This window comes from Croceicoccus marinus, from assembly GCF_001661675.2.
Lineage (GTDB): Bacteria > Pseudomonadota > Alphaproteobacteria > Sphingomonadales > Sphingomonadaceae > Croceicoccus > Croceicoccus marinus.
Map to the genome: position 1 here is coordinate 989,253 of NZ_CP019602.1, position 21,084 is coordinate 1,010,336.

Sequence of the window (21,084 nt, forward strand, 5' to 3'; positions counted from 1 at the left end):
TCCGCCGCGTGTGAGCGCATGTTTCCTTCAAGACGACAACAAGGAGAGAAGGTAATGGCAATCGCTACGCTGCTTGCAGGGCTGCTTCTGGCAGGAACCACGACGGCCGCGGCCACTGCGGCCGATGGCCAGGACGCTGCGACGCAGCCGACCACTTCCAGCGAGGAGATCGAGGTCGCGGCGGTCATCGACAACGGCGATCCGGTGCAGCTGCTCAATCGCGGCGTAAGCCACGCGCGCGACGGCGAAACCGAGATGGCGCGCGCCATGTTCACCCGCGTCGCCGACAATCGCATGCGCTATCAGGTTGAGACGGTGAACGGCGGCTGGAAGGATTCGCGCAACCTGGCCCGCAAGGCGCTGGGCATGCTCGACCGGGGCGAATTCACGCAGTCGCGTATGGCCAAGGCCGAATAGGCACGATCCAGATATAACTTCGCAAGACGGGGCGCGGTCCGCACCAACGGGTGCCGGACCGCGCCCCTTTTCGTTCGGGCCTTCGGCCGATTCCGACCCATTTCCGATCTTGTCTCGCGTGCGGCAAGCGCGCATGATCGCCGGGTGTTCACATCCAGCGCAGGGCGGTCTTTCGCCCCCGCACAAGCTCTGCAACCGAGATGACGGTCCGATATCTGTCAGGAAACTGTAACACGGTCGTAACACCGTTTCCGCATCGCGCGGCCAGCCCATTTTTTCCTGTATGGCGAGCGTGATGAACGAAATGATTCGATCCGAAGCGGCCTCCATCGGCTCGCTTCTGCCGCAGGAGCTCTACTATAATCGCGAGCTGAGCTGGCTGGCCTTCAACCGCCGTGTCCTGGCCGAAGCTGCGCGGCCCGAATATCCCTTGCTGGAACGTGTCCGCTTCCTCTCGATCTCGGGCAGCAATCTCGACGAATTCATGATGATCCGCGTGGCGGGCCTTGCCGGACAGGTGCGGCGCGGGATCTCGAAACTGTCGATCGAGGGGCGCACCCCCTCGCAGCAACTCAGCGCCATCCGCGAGGCGACCGAGGAACTGCAGATGGAGCAGCAGCACGTCTGGCGCGAACTGCACGGACTGCTGGCCAAGGAACACATCCACGTCGCGGACGAGGGCCGCATCGATACCGAGGCGCGCAACTGGCTGAAGGACTATTTCCTCGACCATCTGCTGCCGGTGCTGACGCCGCAGGCGATCGACCCCGCGCATCCGTTCCCCTTCGTCGCGAACCAGGGGCTGGGCGTGCTGTTCCACCTGACCCGCATCTCGGACGGCGAGCAGGTGGTCGAGATGATCCTGATCCCCTCGGCGCTGCCGCGTTTCGTGCGCGTACCGGGCGGGGAGGACGCGACCTATATCTCGATCGAGCGGCTGATCTGCCGCTTTGCCGATCTGCTGTTCCCCGGCTTCCGCATCGAGGGTGACGGCGCGTTCCGCGTGCTGCGCGATTCCGATATCGAGCTTGAGGAAGAAGCCGAGGATCTCGTCCGCTATTTCCGCACCGCGATCCAGCGCCGCCGTCGGGGCCGCGTCATCCAGCTTGAGATCGAGGAGGATTTCGACCCCGTTGCCGAGGTGCTGCTGCGCGAACAACTGGGCCTTTCGGATGCGCAGGTGATCAAGACCAATGGCATGATCGGCGTCGAAGGGCTTGCCGACATTGCCGAGGAAGATCGGCCCGATCTGAAATTCGATCCCTATTCGCCGCGCTATCCCGAACGCATCATGGAGCATGACGGGGACTGCTTTGCCGCCATCGGCGAAAAGGACATCGTCATCCACCACCCGTATGAAAGTTTCGAGGTGGTGGTCGATTTCGTCCGCCAGGCCGCCAACGATCCCGACGTGGTGGCGATCAAGCAGACGCTGTACCGCGCGGGCAAGCAATCGGCGATCATCAACGCGCTGATCGCGGCGGCAGAGGCCGGCAAGTCGGTCACTGCCGTGGTCGAGCTGAAGGCCCGGTTCGACGAGGAGCAGAACCTGCTGTGGGCCAACCAGCTGGAACGCGCGGGCGTGCAGGTGATCTATGGCTTCGTCGACTGGAAGACCCACGCCAAGGTGTCGATGGTCGTGCGGCGCGAGGGCAATCGCTATCGCACATATTGCCACTTCGGCACCGGCAATTACCACCCGGTGACGACGCGCATCTATACCGACCTGTCCTTCTTCACCGCCGATCCGCGCTTTGGCCGCGATGCTGCCAAGCTGTTCAATTTCGTGACCGGCTATGTCGAACCCCACGGGCTGGAACAGCTGGTCGTATCGCCCATCGACATGCGCAACGAATTGTATCGCAACATCGACCGCGAGATCGCGAACCAACAGGCCGGGCGGCCCGCCGCCATCTGGGCCAAGCTGAATTCGCTGACTGACAAGGGTGTGATCGACAAGCTGTACGAAGCGGGGCAGGCGGGCGTGAACATCAGCCTGGTCGTGCGGGGCATCTGCTGCCTGAAGACCGGCATACCGGGCATCTCGGACACGATCGAGGTCAAGTCGATCATCGGCCGCTTCCTTGAACACAGCCGCATCTGGGCTTTTGCCAACGGCTATCGTCTGCCCAGTCCGCGCGCGCGGGTGTTTATCAGCAGCGCCGACGCGATGAGCCGCAACCTGGATCGCCGGGTCGAGGCGATGGTGCCGATCCGCAACCGCACCGTGCACGACCAGATCCTCCAGCAGGTGCTGCTCGCCAATCTGCTGGATACCGAACAAAGCTGGATATTGCAGGACGATGGCAGCTATATCCGGGCCGATTCCACCGACAGGCCTTTCAACCTGCACAATTATTTCATGACCAATCCCTCGCTTTCGGGGCGCGGCCAGGCACTTGTCGAAGATGCCGTGCCGCGGCTTGCCTTGCGCAAGGGTGCACAGGTCTGACAAGGTCCCCAGAATGACTTCCCAGAACATCCGCCGCAAACGCGACTCCTCCCGCAGCAATGGAGGGTACAGCTGCGCCGTCATCGACATCGGCTCGAACACGGTGCGCATGGTCGTCTATGGCGGCTCGTCACGCGCACCGACGGTCCTGATGAACGAGAAGGTGACCGCCCGGCTCGGCCGCGACCTGGCCGATACCGGCAGGATGCCCGAAGACGGGATGGAGCTGGCGCTGGCCGGGCTGGCCCGCTTCGCGCTGATCCTGTCCGACCTTGAGATCGAGGATGTCCAGACCGTGGCCACCGCCGCCGTGCGCGAGGCTTCCAATGGGGCGGCGTTCCTTGGCAGGGTCGAGGCGCTTGGCCTGGAACCCCGGCTGATCTCGGGCGAAGAGGAAGCGCAGATCAGCGCGGCGGGCGTCATCGGCGCGTTTCCCGGGCGTGACGGCGTGGTCGCCGATCTGGGCGGCGGCAGCCTGGAACTGGTCGCGATCCGCGATGGCGAGGCGCAGGGCGGCGTCAGCATGCCGCTGGGCACGCTGCGGCTTGCCAGCCTGCTTGAACAGGGCGAGGAACGCGTCGACGCGGTGATCGAACAGGCGCTGCGCGATGCGGGCTGGGACCATTCGATTACCGGGCCGCTGTTCATGGTCGGCGGAACGTGGCGATCCATGGCGCTATACGCGATGCACCGCCAGTCCCATCCGCTGTCCGATCCGCACGGGCTCAGCATCGATGCGGACGCCGCGGCCAAGCTGGCGAAGCGCATCGCGCGCGCCGATGGCGGCGAGCTCAAGCTGGTGCCCCGCGTGTCGTCGATGCGCGCATCGATCCTGCCGGGCGCAGCGGTGCTGCTGGGCGCGCTTCTGGACCGCCTGCAGCCCGAGGGGCTGGTATTCTCTTCATGGGGGCTTCGCGAAGGTCTGTTGCATGCACGGTTGAGCAAGGCCGAGCAGGGGCAGGATCCGCTGCTGGCAGGCGTGGGCCAGTTCGCGTCGCAACTTGGCGCATCGCCGGCCGTATCGGCGCGGATCGCGGGCTGGACCACCGCCGCGCTTCCGGCCGAGCGTCACGGAACCGAGCGGCTTCGCCTTGCCGCGACCATGCTGGCGCTGGCCTCGATGCAGGTCGAACCGAACCTGCGCACCACTCAGGCGGTCGAATGGGCGCTGTACAAGCGCTGGCTGGATCTGACGGATAGCGAGCGGGGGATGCTGGCGGCGGCGATCCTGGCCAACAGCGGACAGACCGAAATGCCGCAATCCATCTCAGCGCTCGCGCCCGAAGACCGGCTGCGCGAGGCGATCGGCTGGGGCCTTGCCATCCGTCTCTGCCGCCGGCTTGGCGGACAGTCGCGCAAATCGCTCAACGTAAGCTTGCTGGCGGTCGAGGATGACGAGTTGCGGCTGTATCTTCGCAACAGCCATGCTGCACTGTACGGTGCGCCGCCGCGCAAGGACCTGAAGCTGCTCGCCGAACATCTGGGTCTCGATCCCGTGGTCGAAATCCTGGTGAAGGAGGATTTCGCTGCCAAACGGGATGAAATCGCGGACCGCAAGTGGAGCGATGCCATCGCTGCCAAATAACCAACAAAAAACGTCCCGGCCGAAAGCCGGGGCGTTTTTCTGTTCTATTCGCTTACAAAGCGAGAAGCGTCGTCAGACGTCGTTTCCGAGCGCGCCTTCGACCTTGCCCTTCACCTGCTGCCCTTCGCCCTTGACTTCCTGCTTGCGGCCTTCGTTCCGGGTCTCCGGATTGCCGCTCTGCTGCTTGGCCTTGCCGATGGCTTCGTTGGTGTTGCCTTTTACCTTGTCGCTGAGTTCACCCATGGTGTTCTCCTTTTTCCAATGTGACCCGATTATCCGGGCTTTGGAATAGAAACGAATCGGCGGGCTGCAATGATCCGGGCCGGGCTTCGGTTCGTCGCGCCAAGCGGTCCATTGATCGCGCAATCACGAAAAAGCCATGATTCGCAGCCGTTTGCGGCAACAACCCGCCCGAAATGAGCCTGGGTTGGATCTGGCTGAAAGAAGTGGCTCCCCGAGTTGCAATGTGGAGCCATCCACGCGCATCCATCGCCTTCCACAATGCTGCGCTAAGCCGCAGAAACGCTGGGGATGGGCTCCACACCATTCCATTGACAGCCACCCCAAGCCGCGTCACAAATGGTGAACTTCTGTGGTAACGCAAAGGAAGGCTCCACTTTGAAAAGCCTTACTGCATTGAAGGTCCGAACGGCGGGGCCGGGCATCCATGGTGACGGCAAAGGCCTCTATTTGCGAGTGAAGCCTTCCGGTGCGCGTAGCTGGGTCTTGCGGGTCCAGTACAACGGCAAACGGCAAGACATCGGCCTAGGTTCGACAGATGATCTGACGCTGGCAGAAGCGCGCGAGAAGGCGGCGTATCTGCGCAAGATCGCCCGCCGGGGTGATGATGCCATTGCCGAACGTGACAAGGCCAAGATCAAGATCCCGACCTTTGCCGAGGCTGTCGAGCGCGCTCATGCCGAACTCGGGAAAGGCTGGGCAGAGAAAACCGCAGAGCAGTTCAAGTCATCGCTGGAAACTCATGCTGTGCCTGCCATCGGCAAACGGCGTGTCGATCAGATTGAAACCGCGCATATCATCGCGGCGCTAGCCCCGATCTGGACCGATAAGCCGCAGATCGCTCGCAAAGTTCGCCACCGTATCATGCAGACGCTTGCCTTCTCAAAGTCGCACGGATGGCGCACTGAAGCTGTCCCGCTGGCAAAGGAAATCACGGACGGGCTAGCGAAACAGCCGGAGAGCAAAGGCTTCCGTGCGATGCCTTACAAGGAACTGCCGACCTTTCTTGCAGAACTAATCGGTGAAGAAGATTCTCCTGCGCGGCTGGCGCTGGTGTTCACAGTTCTGACCGCCGCCAGATCAGGAGAGGTGCGCAAGGCGCACTGGTCTGAGATTGATTGGGAAGCGCGAGAATGGAACCGGCCTGCTGATCATATGAAGAGTGGCAAGCCGCATACAGTGCCACTATCCGATGCCGCTTTGGCAATTCTGGATCGAGCCGCAGAACGCTATGGCGACGATGGTTTGATCTTCCCTAATGGCAAGGGAAAGACCCTCTCTGATGCCGCACTAGGCAAAATGTTGAAGGACAGCGGGCGAGGGGAGACGGTCCACGGTTTCCGCTCCAGCTTCCGCGACTGGGCCGCTGAGAGGATGCCCCATATCCCATATGCAGTAGCGGAAATGGCATTGGCGCATAGCGTCGGAGATGCGACCGAACGCGCGTATCTGCGAACCGACCTGCGCGACCTGCGGCGTTCCCTCAGCGATGCATGGGGGGCTTTCGCCGCCCCATCCATAAGTTCTGATCGCGGCGACATCATCAGGATGGAGAGAGTCTAATGCCTGAAGGCGTCCTACATCAGCCTTCGCGAAGATCGCTCGATGAGTTGAAACTTCGCGCACCCGACTTCCCGGTGCGTGAGTTTGAAAGGGCAATCGGAACTTATAAAATCGAACGGGAGCATGTCGAGCAGCCGAGCCGAGATGTGCGAGATGAACTGGACGAAATCGCATCTCTTTCAGCCAAGCTCTATTCCCTGCTTTCCGCCAAAAGCGATGAGATGGAAGGCTATCTTGGCGTCGAATGCGTTAAATTTGGCAGGCCTATGTTGCCCGAAACGATGATGAAGGATCTGCTTCATCTGCAAGGCCTAGCGCTGAACGCGAAGACTGAGGCGGCGAAAAATGTCTCAAAAGGAAGGGGGGCATCTCCAACAACTCGGCTTATCTGCGAACTTGCTGCAGCGCTTGATAGCGCCGGGTTGGAAGCCACCAGTAAAGCTAATGGACCGCTGAGGATCGCGTTCGACATCGCGATGGAAGAACTGAATCTATCTTTTGCAGATACCGGCGACACGGTGCGAAAGGCGCTCAATTCGCCGCTCCGGAAACAAAGGCTTCGTTAATCGGCAATTGTTTCCGAACAGGGTTGCTGCGCGCCGGGCGAATATGAGTATCTATTCCTGCCATCTCATTCCACTTGGAAAGGATGGCAAATGTCAGAACGCCTGTTGCGGCTTGAAGCAGTCGAAGACCGAATTGGTCTGAAGAAATCCAAGATCTACATGATGGTAAGCGCGGGCGAGTTTCCGCGCCCGGTTAAACTCGGCAACGGGCATATCAACGGCTGGCCTGAAAACGAGGTCACCGCATGGATTAAGGCTCGCATCGCTGAACGGGGGGAGGCGGTCTGATGGCCAGCAAAAACCCCCACCAGCGCGAACTGGCAGGGGCTGCATCCTTTGACCGGGAGTGCCAGCCTTCTAGCAGCGAAACGCGCGAAAACTCAACAACTTTCGACCACCAAGTCATCATCGGCCAAGGCATCGGGAACATGTTCCTGGTGTCCGTAGAGCCCGCCCACCCCGATCATCCACCACAGATATTCGACTGCCACCGCAAGGCGCGTGGCTACGCTGGCGGGCTTCGACTCTGCCACCGTTGGCAGCTTGTCGACCAGACGGGAGGCGACAAATGAACACTGTAAAGAAAGACCCAGCCAGCGACATCTTCGGGGCCGTGCTGGCCTTCGAAAATGTGACCAACCGCCTGGTGCGGATCGAGCGCATGGTACGGCTCATGGCGGCATCGCAAGTGCTGTCAGAGCAGGACGGTGATGCCTTCGAAGGGATGGCAGACCTGATCGAGTCCTGCAGCGCCGAAACGGTGAAGTACCAGGATGAATTCTCCGCCCTCTCCAGATCCTACATGCAGGAGGCGGCGCTATGAAAGTTCCTCCCTACTTCATCAAAGAACTGCCGCTGGTCGAAATGGAAGCGGGCTGCGCGTGGCTGCAACTGCCATCAGGCACAGGGCCGCAGCTGGTCGTGCCGCGCAGTACGTGGCGGCATTTCCTTGAGGCCGAAATACGGCGCTTGAACGAGTTCGAAAAGGTCGAGCGCGCGGCACGGCAGGTTGTCCAATTCGAGGAGGCGGGGGGCGCACGATGAACCTCCCCCACTTCAGCAACAGCGCCGTGCCGATTGATCGGAGGCAATTGGAACAGCTTCTGGAAAGCATGACGGCAATGCAGAACCTTACTGCACAGATTGTCGCGACACTGCTCGACAAGCTGGACGACATCGATGGCGACCCAGATGTCGAACTCGACGGCGACGAAACCGACAGCAGCCAGTGCGAAGACGATCACCCGCTGATCGGCACCGGCGCGCTTCGTCCAGGCATCTGGGGCGGTGGTTCCGGCTGTAGCATCTCCGACCCTGACTCGGCGGTGGACGACAGTCCCTGTGATGCCGACTCTGAAGACGGCATTTGAGGTGCGCCCGTGTCTAGGAAGAAGTGGAAAGCGGACCACCGCGCCGACACGCGAGGGGATGGCCTTATCGGCCTCCCCAAGTGCGTTTACACCAGCGAGGCCTATCGTAGTCTCGACCTATACGGGCGGGCTGTCCTGATGGAGATCCTGTCCCGCTTCAACGGCTACAACAATGGCGAGATCGGCTGCAGCTATCGCGAAATTGCCGAGGGCCTTGGCAATAGGAACTTCAACCGCATTGCCCGCGCCGTCGCTGATTGCATGGAACGCGGCTTGCTCGACATTGGGCAGGAAGCTGTCTGGAAAGAGCGGCACTCTCGCCAGTATCGCCTGACATGGATCATGAGCGGCAAACCGCCCTTCACTGCTAAGGCGACCAACGATTACCTCGACTGGGCACAAAAAAAGGCCGCTGACCACGTCTCAGCAGATGGGAATGAAACTGCTGACCACGTCTCAGCAGGGCCGAACATGTCTGCTGAGGCATTGTCAGCAGTGAAACAGGCAAAAGCGCAGAAATCCGTCAAATCTGTTTCAGGCAATCTGCTGACCACGTCTCAGCGCTTATATAATAGCCATCCCAAGGCAGGGAAAACCGGCTGTGAAACACCTGAAATAGTACATGACCCCAAAAGCGGCGATAAGGCCGATCTTTGGAAATGGACGGTCGACCATCTGAAGCGCAGCGAACCCGGCGAGCAATCGCGGCTGGCAAAGGCTGTCCCTATCCCGGCAGCAACCCTGTCGAAGTTCATCAACGGCGGCGGTCTGCCCGACAAATACCGGGAGCCGCTGACCGATGCGGTGGTGGTGTACTGATGCCCTGGCACAAACACCGCCCCGCAACAGCGCACCACTATGGCCCCGCTTACCGCCGAATCCGCAAGCGACTGCTGGCAGGCGATCCAGACTGCGCCATCTGCGGCGAACGGCCAGCCAAGATCGCAGATCACCGCCAGCCAATCTGCATGGGTGGCGAAACGACGGCAGCGAACATGCAGCCGGTCTGCATTCCCTGCAGCCTGAGCAAGACCGGCAAGGAAGGCGCTGCGATGCGAGCGGCCAAGCGTCGGGCACGGCAACGACAGGAACGCAAGGCATGAGGGGGGACCGCCATTGTCTGGCAGCATCGCCTGACACCGCACCGCCACCGTCCCCACGCGCAGATTTAATCCCGCTGTTTGAAAACAGGAGCGGCAATCAATGACCGACCGAACCCCATGGCAGCACAGGCGGCAGTCGGCCACGGCGCGTGGCTACGGAGGAGAGCATAAGCGCCTGCGCAAGATCCTGCTGGCGGCCGAGCCGCTATGCCGGGAATGCCGGAAGAAGGACCGCGTAACTGCCGCCACGATAGCCGATCACATCATACCGCTATCGCGCGGCGGCAAGACCGAACTGGCGAATTACCAGCCGCTATGCCGCGAGTGCAGCGACAAGAAAACGCTGACCGACCAGGGCAAGCGCTATCGCCCGCGCATCGCGCCAGACGGGTGGCCGATCGAATGACGGGGGGCAGCCAAATGTCCAACGCCTGCGATCACAGGCACCGACCCCGCCCACCTCTTCAACCGCAAATACAGTTTCTCGCCCGCGCGCGCGAGGCAGCAATAGGAGACCCGCATGACCGAGATTATCCAACCTTCTGAGCAAGCGCTGAGAGTTCGGGATCAGATCCTGAAGATCGTTTTTGCTGAGAACGACCAGACAGGCGACACCCGTTCGGTGTTCCATGGCATCGCGCTCGCCTTCGGACAGGTGCTTTCGTCCGTCCAGCCCAACCCAGAAGATGCGGCTGCGTGGATGACCCGCGAAGCGCAACGCATCCGATTGACCGGCAAGCCGGAGGGGCCGTTGCAATGAGCGAGGAACTGCAAGAGGCGGCAGAGGTCCGCGCCCGCACCGAACGCCTGATCGATACGCTAGGCGGCGCAGGAATGACGCAGCGGGCCATTGTGGTCGGAATGCAGCTTGCGCTGACCGAACGTCTCCTAACGGCGGATGGAGCAGCGGCTGCAGCCAGGTTCCTGCGCGATCAGGCCGATCAGGTTGAAGCTTGGGGGCCGGACTACCTTGCGGCGCTGCAATCTTGACTTTCGCGATCAATTATGCGACAGCCGCCTTTGTCGATTGCGTGAGATGCGCAGTCAGACCCCGATCCCCCCGTCCGCGATGGACGCAGGCTCGGCCGAAAACCTGAACTTCAGGCACAGGCGAGGTGCGTCCAAGATGAACTACGCGGATTCCGCATTTGAAATTAAACAACTGAACGACAGCGGCGCTATCGAAGGCCTGCTGGCGGGCTTCAACACGCTCGACAGTCACGGCGACCGCATTGACGCAAAGGCCTTTACCCGCACGCTTGCAGAGCGCGGCGACCGCCCGATCCCGATGCTGCTACATCACGATCCGCGCCGCCCGGTTGGTGCCTGGCAGGAATGGCAGGAGCGCCCCGATGGCCTGTTCGTAAAGGGCAAGCTTACGCTGACCGCGCGCGATGCACAGGAGGCCTATGCGCTCGCAAGGGATGGCGCATTGACCGCTCTCTCCATCGGCTATCAGGCCAAGCAGGCTCACCGAGACCAGCGAACCGGCGAGCGGCATTTGCTCGATGTCGAGCTGCACGAAGGCAGTCTGGTCACCATCGGCAGCAACCCTGACACCCGGGTTTCCTCGATCAAGATGATCGCCGGGGTGCGGGATATTGAAGATATGCTTCGGGAAGGCGGTCTTTCCGGGCGCAAGGCCAAGGCAGCGGCGGGCGCTGCGTGGCGAACCATCAACGACAGCAACAACGATCAGGCTGCGGAGGATGCCCTCCGGGCTGCAATCGCTCGCCTGCAGAAATGAGAGATAGAACCATGAGTGACATTGCAGATCTGATTTCCAAGCACACTGACGCGATGGAAGCGCAGCTTGAAGAGACGAAGACCATTGCGCTGGAAACGCGCGGTCAATTCCAGGAACTGGAACAGAAGATGTCTCGCGGGGGCGGCGGCGGCGTTGGCGAACACAGCGATAGCTGGGGATCTGAGTTCACCCGCGAGGTCGGACACGAGGTCAAAGGCCTGATGCAGACCCGAGGACATATCGGGCTGGAACTCAAAACCATCATTACCAGCGCGACGGGCGATAGTCTTATTGTCCCGCAGCGCGATCAGATGCTGGGGCTTCCCAAGCGCCGGCTCACTGTTCGCTCGCTGATGTCCATTGTGAACGTCACCAGCGGCAGCGTGGAATATCCCAAGCTGGCCACCCGCACGAATGCCGCCGATGTGGTGGCCGAGGCGACCCTGAAGCCTGAGAGCGGATTGACGTTCGATCTGGAGACGGCTCCGATCCGTACCATTGCCCACTGGATTCCGGCATCCGTCCAGGTGCTGGAGGATGTGCCGCAGCTTCAGTCCCTCATCGACGAGGAACTGACCTACGGCGTGGCGCTGAAGGAAGAGGCGCAGTTGCTCTACGGCGACGGCACCGGCCAGAACCTCAGCGGACTGGTGACGAATGCAACCGCCTTTGCCGATCCCATGAGTCTGGTGCAGCCGACCATGATTGACCTGATCGGCGCGGCTATCCTGCAGTGCTCGCTGACTGACGTTCCGCCCGATGGGATTGTCATCCACCCGTCCGACTGGTGGCGGATGCGACTGCTGAAGGATGCCGATGGCAAGTACATTTTGGGCGATCCAGGGGCGAACGTGACGCCGATGCTGTTTGGCCTGCCGGTTGTTCCGACGCAGGCGCAGACCATCGACAAGTTCCTGGTCGGCAGCTTCCGCTCCCAGACGCTTTACGACCGCCACCGGACGCGCATCGAGATCAGCACGGAGCATGATGACTTTTTCACGCGCAACCTCGTCGCCATTCGCGGCGAGGAGCGCATCGGTATGGCGGCGAAACGCCCTGAAGCGCTGATTTACGGCGACTTCGGAAACGTGACCTAAGGCCATCGATGGCGCTGCGCAGTCATATCCGCAGTGTCGTCATGCGTGGGGGAAAGGCTGGCAGGGTACTTGGTCGTCACCTGCCAGCCGGAACCCCGGGGGGCCTTCTAAACCGCAGAGCCCTTCGGACAGAGTACCGACCCGCTCCCAAAACATACGCATCAACAGTTCAGACTTCGGACCCCCACCATGCCCAGGCAATGCGAACAATGCGGCGAACTGGTGACCGTTCAGGCGAACACAGCAGCCGAACGCGGCTGGCGCGAGAGGGCGAAGCGGTACTGCACCGAACGTTGCCGGAAACGCGCTGAGCGGGCGCGAGCGAGGGCGAGAGCCAATGCGTGAAATACCCTTCGACCGCTACCCGGTAATCGCAGCCGATCTAATCCGCAACCACGGCCCCGCTGCGCTGTCTCTGGTGGCCGAGGAACACCGGCAGGCCACTATCGGCTGCGACGCCGAGGGCGCGGCCTTTTGGAGGTTGGTGTCGGCGCGGATGAAGAATGGTCCCATAACGTGCGCCACCGCCTGCGACCATGAGCAAATGCCGGATTGAGCCAATAGGCCACCAAGAATGTCGCGATAGTGCCAGCCACCGCAAGGACGCCGACAAGATTGCCGTCGAGCCCACCCGCTAGCGCTTGGAAAAGGGCAAGCACCGCGATGGCCGCTACGCCTGGTAGCATTCTTCCGAAGAATCGCATTCAGGGCTTCCTCCCATTTTATGCACTCGGCATAACACGCTGAAGCAACTTGCCCAAAACGTTCCTGCTCTGTTCCAAAGACTAATGGGCCGAATCAAGCTAGACACGATCACCGACTTTGCGCGGCGAGGATATGACGCCAAGGTGGTCTGCGGTGCCTGTGGTAACGCCGCGCACTGGAATGCGACCGAACTGGCGATGGAATTGCACCGCCGCAGGAAATCGCTCAGGATCGATGCGGTGGAGCCGCACATGCGGTGCCGGGCCTGTGGGAAGCGTGGCGCTATGATTCAGCCGGTGGAGATGTTTTAGCGGATGCGCAGAATTGCGAGAAACCTGTTTTCGCAATCGGCAGACCGAGGGTTCGCCGCCAATATCGGTAATTTTGAAAGAGTGTGCTGACAGAGCTTGGTGAGACACCAAACTCCTCTGCTATGTCGACCATTGAGCGGTCACATGCCAATGCCTCAATAATTGCAGTATTTCGTTCTGAATTTGCGCGAGCATCCCAGAAGACGCGAAACGCCATTTCATAGTCTTCGGTTTTTGGCACACTGCTTACGGCGGCGACCTTCTTCCGGAGATCAAAAAGGATTTTCTCACCCATATTAGGAATTTTTAGCGCTTCGACATCACTTAGCGCATTGAACTGACCAATCGTGGTGATCCCGTCCTTGACGAGCGCATTGACTGCCTTGTCGGTCAAACCGCAGAACCGAAGAGATACATCATCGATTGTGTCTGGAAGAAGCATATGAGTCGCCAGTGAAGCAGTTCTAAAAAGTGTTGAACTGTTCTTGATACCAGCTTCTTGCAACGATGGATTGCAACTGAACCATTATCAGCAGCGCCTGACTGGCATCGCCCGCGATACAGGTGTGTATCCGGTCGAGCATTCCTGATTGCGCAGTTTGGCCAGCAGGCTTTGAAACACCACCGGGTGTAGCGGTTGCTCAAATCTTAGACCTGCGCTGATGCCAGGCCGAACCCATCGAACCGTGGCGTAGAGCGGGCCGATGTTTGCGATGCCGACCTTGATCCTGTCTCCTTCGTACAGAGCCGCAGGTATACCTTCGATCTTGCATCCATGGCAGGTGAGATCGAGAATCGTGACGTTTTGGGCTGGCTGAAAAGCGTGGCGAAAGGAACCCACAGTCTCCACCGGCTCGCGCGAAGCCGACCTCTTCATAATTTACTTCCTCTGCGACCTAAGCCACGGTTTTTGCATACCAATTGAAGAATGAACAGCGCTGTGCGATGGAAGAACCGCCCCGTGGACCAGGAGGCACACGAGACGGTTCCCCGCGGTCGGTCGCGACCCTTGCCCCCATGCGCGCCATGACAGCGCACAGGGTCTGCTAAAACAACCACATTGAACGAAAGGTGAGGACGTCAAAATCGGGTCGCGGGTGATCTTAACGCCCTCGTGCACCATTTACCGAACTGTTGGGTCCCGGTCGATAGCGATTCCTTATTACCGTATCTCGGGAATTAATTGATGGCAGTGAGGATTACTACTGCGATTGCCACTAGGATAATGAGCGGCACGACGAGATGCACATCGCGAGCGCCACACTTGCCGCAAGTCGTGACAAGGAGATCGCCCTCAGTCAACGCACCGCATCGGTGACATCGGTTTGGCAGCTTCCTCAGTTTTACTTCCTTCACCGACCGGGCGCAGGATGGCGCGCAGGATGCTCAATACCTGCTAGTGCGGGCGGCGGTCCATAGACAAGTGGCTCAGCCTGCCGTTCAGCCGGAGAAGTGATTAACAGGACCGCAAAGGGATCGCCTTCACAAATTGAAGATCGGGTGTTTTGCCTTTCTGCAGGTTGGCGAGAACGTGTAGATAGACAGAGGGATAGAGTGGCTGAAGAAACCGCAGCCCAACCTCTCTGCCACGCTCCACCCATTGGATCTTGGCTTCGACTGGCGCGAGGCCCCCGAAGCGGACCGTCAGCATGTCACCGACATTTAAGCTACGAGAGATGCCTTCCAGCCGCGCGCCCTCCGCTGTCAGATCAACCAATCGCGCCGGGTAAGCAATGCCGGAACCGATCCGATAGTGGCAGTCAGCCTTGACGGAACTGCGCTCTTGGGCGCGGCTGAGTATCTCTGCTTGTGCCATGCCGAGAGGTTTAATCAAATATCCCTAACGGACCGTAAACCATAGCAGCTAAAGCCGCTTTCCATGTTGCATGAAGCCGCTGCCCTGTCGATGGTGGGCGAGGCTCTGAAGCTGGCGACGATTGAAGGCGATGCCGATCGGGCGGCCTTATGGGGCCTTGTCCGCGCCCGATTGCGGGCAACTGCCTGACAGGTATTGCGCAGCTTGTTCTCGTCCTGTTCTAACAGACTATGGGGCGAATCAAGCTAGACACGATCACCGACTTTGCGCGGCGAGGATATGACGCCAAGGTGGTTTGCGGTGCCTGTGGTAACGCCGCGCACTGGAACGCGACCGAACTGGCGATGGAATTGCAGCGCCGCAGAAAGCCACTACGCGTGGAGGCTGTCGAGCCGCTGATGAAATGCAGCGCCTGCGGCAAGCGGCGGGCGGTTATCCAGCCGGTAGAGCAATTTTGATTAAGCTGGCCCGCCCTAAAGCTATCGTTCAGTTCGAATAAGCTGGCCTGTATCACTTCCTGAAGCCTGTTCATCTGAATCAATGGGGCCTGCTGCGCTTCCCGCTCCAGCTGCCGTACCGGAACCTGATGGGCTTTCGCCGTCGCTGGGGCTAGATCCTGCCTGCGGGATTCCAGGCTGTATATTGCCATCACTCGACGATCCATGGCCGCTATGACCTGAGGCCAACGCGACAGCAAGACCATCGTCGGTCGCGTCGAATGTCGTGTTAAGATTTTTGCCCAAGTACGAGGCCGCACTTAGCAGCGCCGCCGCGATGATGGCGATAAGCATGGCGTATTCGGTGGAGGTGGCACCGGAAGCATCGCTCCAGAGCCTAGCGATTACATGACGGTGCGATTTTCGAGGCATAGGCCGACACTGGAATAACATCCTTAAATTCTGGTTAAAGATGCCCGTCGAGGCGCGGCTTAGAACAGCATAAATTCTCGAACCTCACCTACAACGGTTGCAAGTATTCATGTTGCATCCATGTTGCACGGAGCCGCCGTCACTTGCGGGGAAATGACAGAAAATGGATTGTGGGAACCAGTGTGGGTTCTAGCTTGGCCGCTAATGGCCAAAGCCCTGTTTTCCAAAGTTAAAACTGGAAAATGTGGCTCCCCGAGTTGGATTCGAACCAACGACCAAGTGATTAACAGTCACCTACTCTACCGCTGAGCTATCGGGGAGCAGCCCCCCAAGCGGTATTGAGGGGGGCAGGGCCGTGCCTATATGAAGGCGCGTCGGGTTTGGCAAGCCACGATTTTCATCTTTTTCCGCAAGACGGCCAGTTCGCGAAAAAAACCGCATGGCGCGCATCTTCAGATCATGAACTGCTCGCCCACGATCCTCTCGTCCAGGCTGTGGCCGCGGTCGAACAGCAGGGTGAGATCGCATTCATGCGCGATCTTGACGTCGATGCTGGCGATGTCGCGGATTTCCTTCTGGTCTGCCACTGCCGAGACCGGACGCTTGGAGGCATTCAGCGCCTTGATCGAGATCGGCAGGAAATCGGGCAGGATCGCCCCGCGCCAGCGCCGGGGACGGAACGCGCTGATCGGGGTCAGCGCCAGCAACCCGCACGACAGCGGCAGGATCGGCCCGTTGGCGGAGAAATTATAGGCGGTGGACCCCGCAGGCGTCGCCACCAGCACCCCGTCGCAGGCGAGTTCCGGAATGCGGATCTTGCCGCCCACGCTGATCTGCAGCTTGGCGGTCTGGCGCGTTTCCCTGAGCAGCGACACCTCGTTGATGGCATGTCCGGTGATGGTCTCGCCGCTCTGCGTGGTGGCGGTCATGTCCAGCGGGGACACGGTCTGCGCCCGGGCGGCGGCGACGCGCTCGGCGATGGGCGCGTTTATGCTGCCCAGCTTGTTCATCAGGAAGCCGACCGTGCCCAGGTTCATGCCATAGGCCGGGATGATCCGCTTCGTCTCCAGCATCTGGTGCAGGGTCTGCAGCATATAGCCGTCGCCGCCCAGCACGACGACGGCGTCGGCGTCCTCCAGCGGCACCCAGTGATGATCGCCGCGCAGGCGCTGCGCCGCGCGCTGCGCCTTGTCCGTGTCGGAGACGGCCAGCGCCAATCGCCTGTATTCTGCCATTCAGCCCTCTCGTCGGATGTCGGCGCGACCCTATGGGCGGGATCGGGCGAACGCAATCGCCGCGTGTGACGGCATCAGGCCGGTTCGGACTTCTTCGCGGGCGTGCCGGCGCGCCGCACGATCGCCGACAGGCCCTTGGTCAGCTGGAACAGGCCGTTGAGCCGCGCCTTCGGATCGTTCCACGGGCGCTCGATCACCAGCTTGTTGTCGGGCCGCAGACGCGCGGTGCCTTTCAGCCGTTCGACATAGCCGATCAGACCCATCGGATCGGGGAACTCGTCCTTGTGGAAATGGATCAGCGCGCCGCGCGGGCCGACGTCGATCTTGGCGATATTGGCGGCCAGCGCCTGCGCCTTGATCTCGATCAGCTTGACCAGATTCTCGGTTGGCGAGGGGAGCGGTCCGAACCGGTCGATCATCTCGGCGGCGATACCCTCGATCGCCTCCTTGTCGTCGGCATCGTTCAGGCGGCGATAGAGCGCCATGCGCACGGCCAGGTCGGGGACGTAATCCTCGGGGATCATGATCGGCGCGTCGACGGTGATCTGCGGGCTCAGGCTGCTGCGGTCCTCGACCACGCCCAGATCGCCCGCCTTGGCGGCCAGGATCGCGTCTTCCAGCATCGACTGGTAGAGTTCGAAGCCGACCTCGCGGATATGGCCCGATTGCTCGTCGCCCAGCAGATTGCCCGCGCCGCGAATATCCAGGTCGTGGCTGGCCAGCTGGAAACCGGCTCCCAGCGAATCCAGATCGCCCAGCACCTTCAGCCGCTTTTCCGCAACCTCGGACAATTGCGTGCCCGCATCATGCGTCAGCAGCGCATAGGCGCGCAGCTTTGCCCGGCCGACGCGCCCGCGAAGCTGGTAAAGCTGCGCAAGGCCGAAGCGGTCGGCGCGGTGGATGATGATCGTATTGGCCGACGGGATGTCCAGCCCGCTCTCGACCACGGTGGTCGACAGCAGCACTTCGTATTTCTTCTCGTAGAAGGCGCTCATGCGCTCTTCCAGCTCGGTCGCGGGCATCTGGCCGTGGGCGGCGACATAGCGCACTTCGGGCACGTTCTCACGCAGCCATTCCTCGATCTCGCCCATGTCGGAAATGCGCGGCACGACGATGAAGCTCTGCCCGCCGCGGTGATGTTCGCGCAGCAGCGCCTCTCGCACCACCATGTCGTCCCATTCCATCACATAGGTGCGCACCGCCAGCCGGTCGACGGGCGGGGTCTGGATGACCGACAATTCGCGCAGGCCCGACATCGCCATCTGCAACGTGCGCGGGATCGGCGTGGCGGTCAGCGTCAGCACGTGGACGTTGGCGCGCAAGGCCTTCAGCTTTTCCTTGTGCGTCACGCCAAAGCGCTGCTCCTCGTCCACGATGACGAGGCCCAGGTTCTTGAAGCTGACGCTCTTGGACAGGATCGCGTGCGTGCCGATGACGATGTCGACGGTGCCGTCTTCCAGCCCGTCGCGCGTTTCGGACGCTTCCTTCGACGGGACGAGGCGAGAAAGGCGGCCGATCTTGATGGGGAAGCCAGCGAAACGCTCGGTAAAATTGCTGTAGTGCTGACGCGCAAGCAGGGTTGTCGGCGCGATCATCACCACCTGCTGCCCCGCCATCGCGGCAAGGAACGCGGCGCGCAGGGCCACCTCGGTCTTGCCGAAGCCGACGTCGCCGCAGACCAGCCGGTCCATCGCGCGGCCATCGGCCAGATCGGTCATGACATCGCCGATGGCGCGTTCCTGGTCGTCGGTCTCGTCCCAGGGGAAACGGTCGACGAAGGCGTTGTAGTCGGCCTCCGGCTCGATCACCGGCGCCTTTTGCAGCGCGCGTTTCGCGGCGGTCGCCAGCAGTTCGTGCGCGATCTCGCGGATGCGTTCCTTAAGCCGGCTCTTGCGCTTCTGCCACGCCTCGCCGCCCAGCCGGTCGAGCGCGGCATTCTCGTTCTCGCTGCCATAGCGCGACAGCACGTCGAGGTTTTCGACCGGGACATAGAGCTTGTCGCCGCCGTGATATTCCAGCGCCACGCAGTCGTGCGGGCTCTTGCCGACGGGAATCGATTCAAGGCCCAGATAGCGCCCGATGCCGTGGTCCATGTGGACGATCAAATCGCCGGGGCTGAGCGCCTGCAATTCGGCCAAGAAGGCGTCGGCATCCTTGCGCCGCTTCTTGCGGCGGACCAGCCGGTCGCCCAGCAGGTCGCGTTCGGTCAGCAGCTCGATCTCGTCACTGACGAACCCGCTTTCCAGCGGCAGTACCACGGCCACGGGCTTGCCCTTGGCGGCAAGGCCCAAGGCTTCCTGCCAGCTCTTGGCAAGGGAAGGTTCCCGTTTGCCCGCTTCGCCCAGCTGCGACGCGATGCGCCCGCGCGAGCCAGGAGAATAGCAGGCCAGCACCACGCGCTTGCCCGCCTTCGCCTGCTTCTCCAGATGCTTCGACGCCGCTTCGTAGACATTTTCCGAGCGCGAGCGTTCAGGCGCGAAATCACGGGCCGAGGCAAAACCGAAATCCAGCGACCGTTCGCTTTCCGGCTCGGCGAAGATCGAGCTGCGGTGCACGGGCCAATCGCCCAGCGCGGCGCTGAATTCGTCCTCCGCCAGATAGAGCGCATCGCTTTCCAGCGGGCGATAGCTGCCCGCCTTCTGGCCCGACGTCTGCTGCCGGGCCTGGCGATAGTCGCGGATCTCGGCCAGCCGTTCCTCGCCCGCCCGGATCGCGCCGCCGTCAATGACGACGCAGTCGTCCTTGCCCAGATGGTCGAACAGGGTGGACAGCTTCTCTTCGAACAGCGGAAGCCAATGCTCCATGCCCGCCAGCCGCCGACCTTCGCTGACCGCCTGATAGAGCGGATCGCCCGTGGCATTCGCGCCGAACATCTCGCGGTATCGTCCGCGGAAACGCTTGATCGTATCCTCGGTCAACAGGGCTTCGCTGGCGGGCAGCAGCAGGTGCTCGTCCGCGATGCCGGTGGTGCGCTGCGTCGTCGGATCGTAGAGCCGCATGCTCTCCAACTCGTCGCCGAAGAAATCGAGCCGCAGCCCCGCCTGGATCGTCTCGCCCGCCTCGTTCCTGGTCTTCAGGCCCGATGGCACGATGTCGAAGATCGAACCGCGCACCGCGAATTCGCCCCCATCGATGGCGGTGTCGCTGCGCGCATAGCCCTGCCGCTGCAGCAGCGCGGTCAGGCTGTCATGCCCGATTTCGATCCCCGGCTTCAGCATCCGCGTCGCCTCGCGGATGCGGAATGGGGTCAGCACACGCTGCAAAAGAGCATTGACCGTGGTGACCAGAAGCTGCGGACCGTCAGGCTTTCCCTGCAACGCCTGCAGCGCCGCCAGCCGCCGCGCGCTGACCGAAAGGGCGGGGCTGGACCGGTCATAGGGCAGGCAGTCCCACGCCGGAAACTCGATCACGTCCAGTTCGGGCGCGAAGAACGGCGCGGCGTCGGCGATCGCGATCATCGCCTGCTCGTCCGGTGCGACGAACACTGCGCGCGCGGCGTTTCCGGTGCCGCGGCATGCCCGCGCAAGGTCGGACAGCACCAGCGGCAATGCACCGCGGGCAAGCGAAGACAGCACCAGCGGCTGTTCCGCGGCGATCAGGCGTGAAAGATCCGTCATGTCGGGGCTATCTGGCGACGGAACAGCCGCGCTGCAAGCCCCGGCTTACTTATGAATATAGACGTAGTCGAGCCGCTGGAGCGCATCCATCATCGGCCCCTGGAACCGCTGCGGCGGAGGCTGGACGCCCAGCGCCCATGCCATGATGTCGACATCATCCTCGTCAAGCAGGGCCTCGAACCAGCTGAGTTCCTGTTCGACCCATTCGGCGTGGCGCTGGTCGAAATAGCCGCCGATCATGAAGTCGGCCTCACGCGTGCCCCGGTGCCATGCACGGAATTTAGCTCGTCCGAGCCGTGCGGGTTCGGGGAGGTCCTCTTCGGGCTTGGCATCGTCGCTCATGTCGGTCGGGTATACCTGTCGGCGATGCGGTGCAAGCAGCGGAATGCGG

At 61.5% G+C, this 21,084-nt stretch carries 25 protein-coding genes, 1 tRNA gene and 1 pseudogene; 17 read left to right on the forward strand and 10 right to left on the reverse strand.

Annotation, left to right across the window (positions count from 1 at the left end; translation table 11 throughout):
* Nucleotides 1-54: 54 nt before the first annotated feature.
* The 3 genes from A9D14_RS04745 to A9D14_RS04755 all read left to right on the forward strand — a co-directional run bounded on the left by A9D14_RS04745 (nt 55) and on the right by A9D14_RS04755 (nt 4,454).
* Nucleotides 55-417, forward strand: a complete 363-nt coding sequence (locus tag A9D14_RS04745) for a hypothetical protein (protein WP_066843404.1) — start codon at nt 55-57, stop codon at nt 415-417.
* Between the two features lie 295 nt (nt 418-712).
* Nucleotides 713-2,869: an RNA degradosome polyphosphate kinase gene (locus A9D14_RS04750; RefSeq protein ID WP_232468771.1), complete on the forward strand. Its 2,157-nt coding sequence runs from the start codon at nt 713-715 to the stop codon at nt 2,867-2,869.
* Nucleotides 2,870-2,882: 13 nt separating this feature from the next.
* Entirely contained in the window at nt 2,883-4,454 is a 1,572-nt protein-coding gene (locus A9D14_RS04755; protein WP_066843409.1) for a Ppx/GppA family phosphatase, read from the forward strand.
* 72 nt (nt 4,455-4,526) lie between these two features.
* On the opposite strand, the gene A9D14_RS04760 is transcribed toward A9D14_RS04755, so the two are convergent.
* Nucleotides 4,527-4,697, reverse strand: a complete 171-nt coding sequence (locus A9D14_RS04760; protein WP_066848280.1) for a CsbD family protein — start codon at nt 4,695-4,697, stop codon at nt 4,527-4,529.
* 336 nt (nt 4,698-5,033) lie between these two features.
* Between A9D14_RS04760 and A9D14_RS04765 the strand changes: the two genes are divergently transcribed.
* The 14 genes from A9D14_RS04765 (at nt 5,034) to A9D14_RS04825 (ending at nt 12,696) form a co-directional block, all read left to right on the forward strand.
* Nucleotides 5,034-6,257, forward strand: coding sequence for a tyrosine-type recombinase/integrase (locus A9D14_RS04765; protein ID WP_066843412.1), 1,224 nt, complete (start codon nt 5,034-5,036; stop codon nt 6,255-6,257).
* Nucleotides 6,257-6,823, forward strand: a complete 567-nt coding sequence (locus A9D14_RS04770; protein ID WP_066843415.1) for a hypothetical protein — start codon at nt 6,257-6,259, stop codon at nt 6,821-6,823. Before A9D14_RS04765 ends, A9D14_RS04770 begins: the two co-directional genes overlap by 1 nt.
* A gap of 90 nt (nt 6,824-6,913) precedes the next feature.
* A complete protein-coding gene (locus tag A9D14_RS04775; RefSeq protein WP_066843417.1) occupies nt 6,914-7,111 on the forward strand; it encodes a helix-turn-helix transcriptional regulator in 198 nt (65 codons plus the stop codon).
* Nucleotides 7,111-7,395 (forward strand): hypothetical protein, encoded by a 285-nt coding sequence (locus A9D14_RS19340; RefSeq protein ID WP_157668138.1) that lies wholly within the window; start codon nt 7,111-7,113, stop codon nt 7,393-7,395. The genes A9D14_RS04775 and A9D14_RS19340 overlap by 1 nt, the downstream gene beginning before the upstream one ends.
* Nucleotides 7,392-7,646 (forward strand): hypothetical protein, encoded by a 255-nt coding sequence (locus A9D14_RS04780; protein ID WP_066843419.1) that lies wholly within the window; start codon nt 7,392-7,394, stop codon nt 7,644-7,646. Before A9D14_RS19340 ends, A9D14_RS04780 begins: the two co-directional genes overlap by 4 nt.
* The gene (locus A9D14_RS04785) at nt 7,643-7,867 is read left to right on the forward strand and encodes a hypothetical protein (RefSeq protein WP_066843421.1); all 225 of its coding nucleotides are present in this window, start codon (nt 7,643-7,645) and stop codon (nt 7,865-7,867) included. Before A9D14_RS04780 ends, A9D14_RS04785 begins: the two co-directional genes overlap by 4 nt.
* Nucleotides 7,864-8,193 carry a hypothetical protein gene (locus A9D14_RS04790; RefSeq protein WP_087910460.1) on the forward strand — a complete coding sequence of 110 codons (330 nt, stop codon included), beginning with the start codon at nt 7,864-7,866 and terminating at the stop codon, nt 8,191-8,193. The genes A9D14_RS04785 and A9D14_RS04790 overlap by 4 nt, the downstream gene beginning before the upstream one ends.
* A 138-nt stretch (nt 8,194-8,331) precedes the next feature.
* Nucleotides 8,332-9,012 (forward strand): hypothetical protein, encoded by a 681-nt coding sequence (locus A9D14_RS04795; RefSeq protein ID WP_157668139.1) that lies wholly within the window; start codon nt 8,332-8,334, stop codon nt 9,010-9,012.
* Nucleotides 9,013-9,396: 384 nt separating this feature from the next.
* Nucleotides 9,397-9,702, forward strand: a complete 306-nt coding sequence (locus A9D14_RS04805) for an HNH endonuclease (protein ID WP_066843429.1) — start codon at nt 9,397-9,399, stop codon at nt 9,700-9,702.
* Between the two features lie 114 nt (nt 9,703-9,816).
* Nucleotides 9,817-10,056 (forward strand): hypothetical protein, encoded by a 240-nt coding sequence (locus A9D14_RS04810; protein ID WP_066843431.1) that lies wholly within the window; start codon nt 9,817-9,819, stop codon nt 10,054-10,056.
* The gene (locus tag A9D14_RS19345) at nt 10,053-10,286 is read left to right on the forward strand and encodes a hypothetical protein (RefSeq protein ID WP_066843434.1); all 234 of its coding nucleotides are present in this window, start codon (nt 10,053-10,055) and stop codon (nt 10,284-10,286) included. The genes A9D14_RS04810 and A9D14_RS19345 overlap by 4 nt, the downstream gene beginning before the upstream one ends.
* A gap of 136 nt (nt 10,287-10,422) precedes the next feature.
* Nucleotides 10,423-11,043, forward strand: coding sequence for an HK97 family phage prohead protease (locus A9D14_RS04815; RefSeq protein ID WP_157668140.1), 621 nt, complete (start codon nt 10,423-10,425; stop codon nt 11,041-11,043).
* A gap of 11 nt (nt 11,044-11,054) precedes the next feature.
* Entirely contained in the window at nt 11,055-12,140 is a 1,086-nt protein-coding gene (locus A9D14_RS04820; RefSeq protein WP_198302049.1) for a phage major capsid protein, read from the forward strand.
* 337 nt (nt 12,141-12,477) lie between these two features.
* Complete coding sequence (locus A9D14_RS04825) at nt 12,478-12,696, forward strand: hypothetical protein (RefSeq protein ID WP_066843442.1); 219 nt, start codon at nt 12,478-12,480, stop codon at nt 12,694-12,696.
* 431 nt (nt 12,697-13,127) lie between these two features.
* Here the strand turns inward: A9D14_RS04825 and A9D14_RS04830 are convergent, their stop codons facing one another.
* From A9D14_RS04830 to A9D14_RS04865, 9 genes and pseudogenes are all read right to left on the reverse strand, one after another.
* The gene (locus tag A9D14_RS04830) at nt 13,128-13,661 is read right to left on the reverse strand and encodes a DNA-directed RNA polymerase subunit alpha C-terminal domain-containing protein (RefSeq protein ID WP_157668141.1); all 534 of its coding nucleotides are present in this window, start codon (nt 13,659-13,661) and stop codon (nt 13,128-13,130) included.
* A gap of 24 nt (nt 13,662-13,685) precedes the next feature.
* Entirely contained in the window at nt 13,686-14,033 is a 348-nt protein-coding gene (locus A9D14_RS19350; protein WP_157668142.1) for a PilZ domain-containing protein, read from the reverse strand.
* Nucleotides 14,034-14,612: 579 nt separating this feature from the next.
* Nucleotides 14,613-14,972, reverse strand: a complete 360-nt coding sequence (locus tag A9D14_RS04835; protein ID WP_066843448.1) for a PilZ domain-containing protein — start codon at nt 14,970-14,972, stop codon at nt 14,613-14,615.
* 220 nt (nt 14,973-15,192) lie between these two features.
* A complete protein-coding gene (locus A9D14_RS19980; protein ID WP_232468773.1) occupies nt 15,193-15,621 on the reverse strand; it encodes a hypothetical protein in 429 nt (142 codons plus the stop codon).
* A 115-nt stretch (nt 15,622-15,736) separates the two neighbouring features.
* A pseudogene (locus tag A9D14_RS20445) lies at nt 15,737-15,862 on the reverse strand (Flp family type IVb pilin); the annotation flags it as partial.
* A 224-nt stretch (nt 15,863-16,086) separates the two neighbouring features.
* Nucleotides 16,087-16,161, reverse strand: a tRNA-Asn gene (locus tag A9D14_RS04850).
* Nucleotides 16,162-16,293: 132 nt separating this feature from the next.
* Nucleotides 16,294-17,076 (reverse strand): NAD kinase, encoded by a 783-nt coding sequence (locus tag A9D14_RS04855; RefSeq protein WP_066843453.1) that lies wholly within the window; start codon nt 17,074-17,076, stop codon nt 16,294-16,296.
* A gap of 74 nt (nt 17,077-17,150) precedes the next feature.
* On the reverse strand, nt 17,151-20,693 hold the full coding sequence (gene mfd, locus A9D14_RS04860) for a transcription-repair coupling factor (protein ID WP_066843456.1): 3,543 nt from the start codon (nt 20,691-20,693) through the stop codon (nt 17,151-17,153).
* A 45-nt stretch (nt 20,694-20,738) separates the two neighbouring features.
* A complete protein-coding gene (locus tag A9D14_RS04865; RefSeq protein ID WP_066843460.1) occupies nt 20,739-21,035 on the reverse strand; it encodes an FAD assembly factor SdhE in 297 nt (98 codons plus the stop codon).
* Nucleotides 21,036-21,084 lie beyond the last annotated feature (49 nt).

What these genes read in the sequence shown, in the direction of transcription:
- A9D14_RS04745 (WP_066843404.1), top strand. Translation starts at nt 55, where the DNA reads ATGGCAATCGCTACGCTGCTTGCAGGGCTGCTTCTGGCAGGAACCACG.
- A9D14_RS04750 (WP_232468771.1), top strand. Translation starts at nt 713, where the DNA reads ATGAACGAAATGATTCGATCCGAAGCGGCCTCCATCGGCTCGCTTCTG.
- A9D14_RS04755 (WP_066843409.1), top strand. Translation starts at nt 2,883, where the DNA reads ATGACTTCCCAGAACATCCGCCGCAAACGCGACTCCTCCCGCAGCAAT.
- A9D14_RS04760 (WP_066848280.1), bottom strand. Translation starts at nt 4,697, where the DNA reads ATGGGTGAACTCAGCGACAAGGTAAAAGGCAACACCAACGAAGCCATC.
- A9D14_RS04765 (WP_066843412.1), top strand. Translation starts at nt 5,034, where the DNA reads ATGGTGAACTTCTGTGGTAACGCAAAGGAAGGCTCCACTTTGAAAAGC.
- A9D14_RS04770 (WP_066843415.1), top strand. Translation starts at nt 6,257, where the DNA reads ATGCCTGAAGGCGTCCTACATCAGCCTTCGCGAAGATCGCTCGATGAG.
- A9D14_RS04775 (WP_066843417.1), top strand. Translation starts at nt 6,914, where the DNA reads ATGTCAGAACGCCTGTTGCGGCTTGAAGCAGTCGAAGACCGAATTGGT.
- A9D14_RS19340 (WP_157668138.1), top strand. Translation starts at nt 7,111, where the DNA reads ATGGCCAGCAAAAACCCCCACCAGCGCGAACTGGCAGGGGCTGCATCC.
- A9D14_RS04780 (WP_066843419.1), top strand. Translation starts at nt 7,392, where the DNA reads ATGAACACTGTAAAGAAAGACCCAGCCAGCGACATCTTCGGGGCCGTG.
- A9D14_RS04785 (WP_066843421.1), top strand. Translation starts at nt 7,643, where the DNA reads ATGAAAGTTCCTCCCTACTTCATCAAAGAACTGCCGCTGGTCGAAATG.
- A9D14_RS04790 (WP_087910460.1), top strand. Translation starts at nt 7,864, where the DNA reads ATGAACCTCCCCCACTTCAGCAACAGCGCCGTGCCGATTGATCGGAGG.
- A9D14_RS04795 (WP_157668139.1), top strand. Translation starts at nt 8,332, where the DNA reads ATGGAGATCCTGTCCCGCTTCAACGGCTACAACAATGGCGAGATCGGC.
- A9D14_RS04805 (WP_066843429.1), top strand. Translation starts at nt 9,397, where the DNA reads ATGACCGACCGAACCCCATGGCAGCACAGGCGGCAGTCGGCCACGGCG.
- A9D14_RS04810 (WP_066843431.1), top strand. Translation starts at nt 9,817, where the DNA reads ATGACCGAGATTATCCAACCTTCTGAGCAAGCGCTGAGAGTTCGGGAT.
- A9D14_RS19345 (WP_066843434.1), top strand. Translation starts at nt 10,053, where the DNA reads ATGAGCGAGGAACTGCAAGAGGCGGCAGAGGTCCGCGCCCGCACCGAA.
- A9D14_RS04815 (WP_157668140.1), top strand. Translation starts at nt 10,423, where the DNA reads ATGAACTACGCGGATTCCGCATTTGAAATTAAACAACTGAACGACAGC.
- A9D14_RS04820 (WP_198302049.1), top strand. Translation starts at nt 11,055, where the DNA reads ATGAGTGACATTGCAGATCTGATTTCCAAGCACACTGACGCGATGGAA.
- A9D14_RS04825 (WP_066843442.1), top strand. Translation starts at nt 12,478, where the DNA reads ATGCGTGAAATACCCTTCGACCGCTACCCGGTAATCGCAGCCGATCTA.
- A9D14_RS19350 (WP_157668142.1), bottom strand. Translation starts at nt 14,033, where the DNA reads ATGAAGAGGTCGGCTTCGCGCGAGCCGGTGGAGACTGTGGGTTCCTTT.
- A9D14_RS04835 (WP_066843448.1), bottom strand. Translation starts at nt 14,972, where the DNA reads ATGGCACAAGCAGAGATACTCAGCCGCGCCCAAGAGCGCAGTTCCGTC.
- A9D14_RS19980 (WP_232468773.1), bottom strand. Translation starts at nt 15,621, where the DNA reads ATGGCAATATACAGCCTGGAATCCCGCAGGCAGGATCTAGCCCCAGCG.
- A9D14_RS04855 (WP_066843453.1), bottom strand. Translation starts at nt 17,076, where the DNA reads ATGGCAGAATACAGGCGATTGGCGCTGGCCGTCTCCGACACGGACAAG.
- mfd (WP_066843456.1), bottom strand. Translation starts at nt 20,693, where the DNA reads ATGACGGATCTTTCACGCCTGATCGCCGCGGAACAGCCGCTGGTGCTG.
- A9D14_RS04865 (WP_066843460.1), bottom strand. Translation starts at nt 21,035, where the DNA reads ATGAGCGACGATGCCAAGCCCGAAGAGGACCTCCCCGAACCCGCACGG.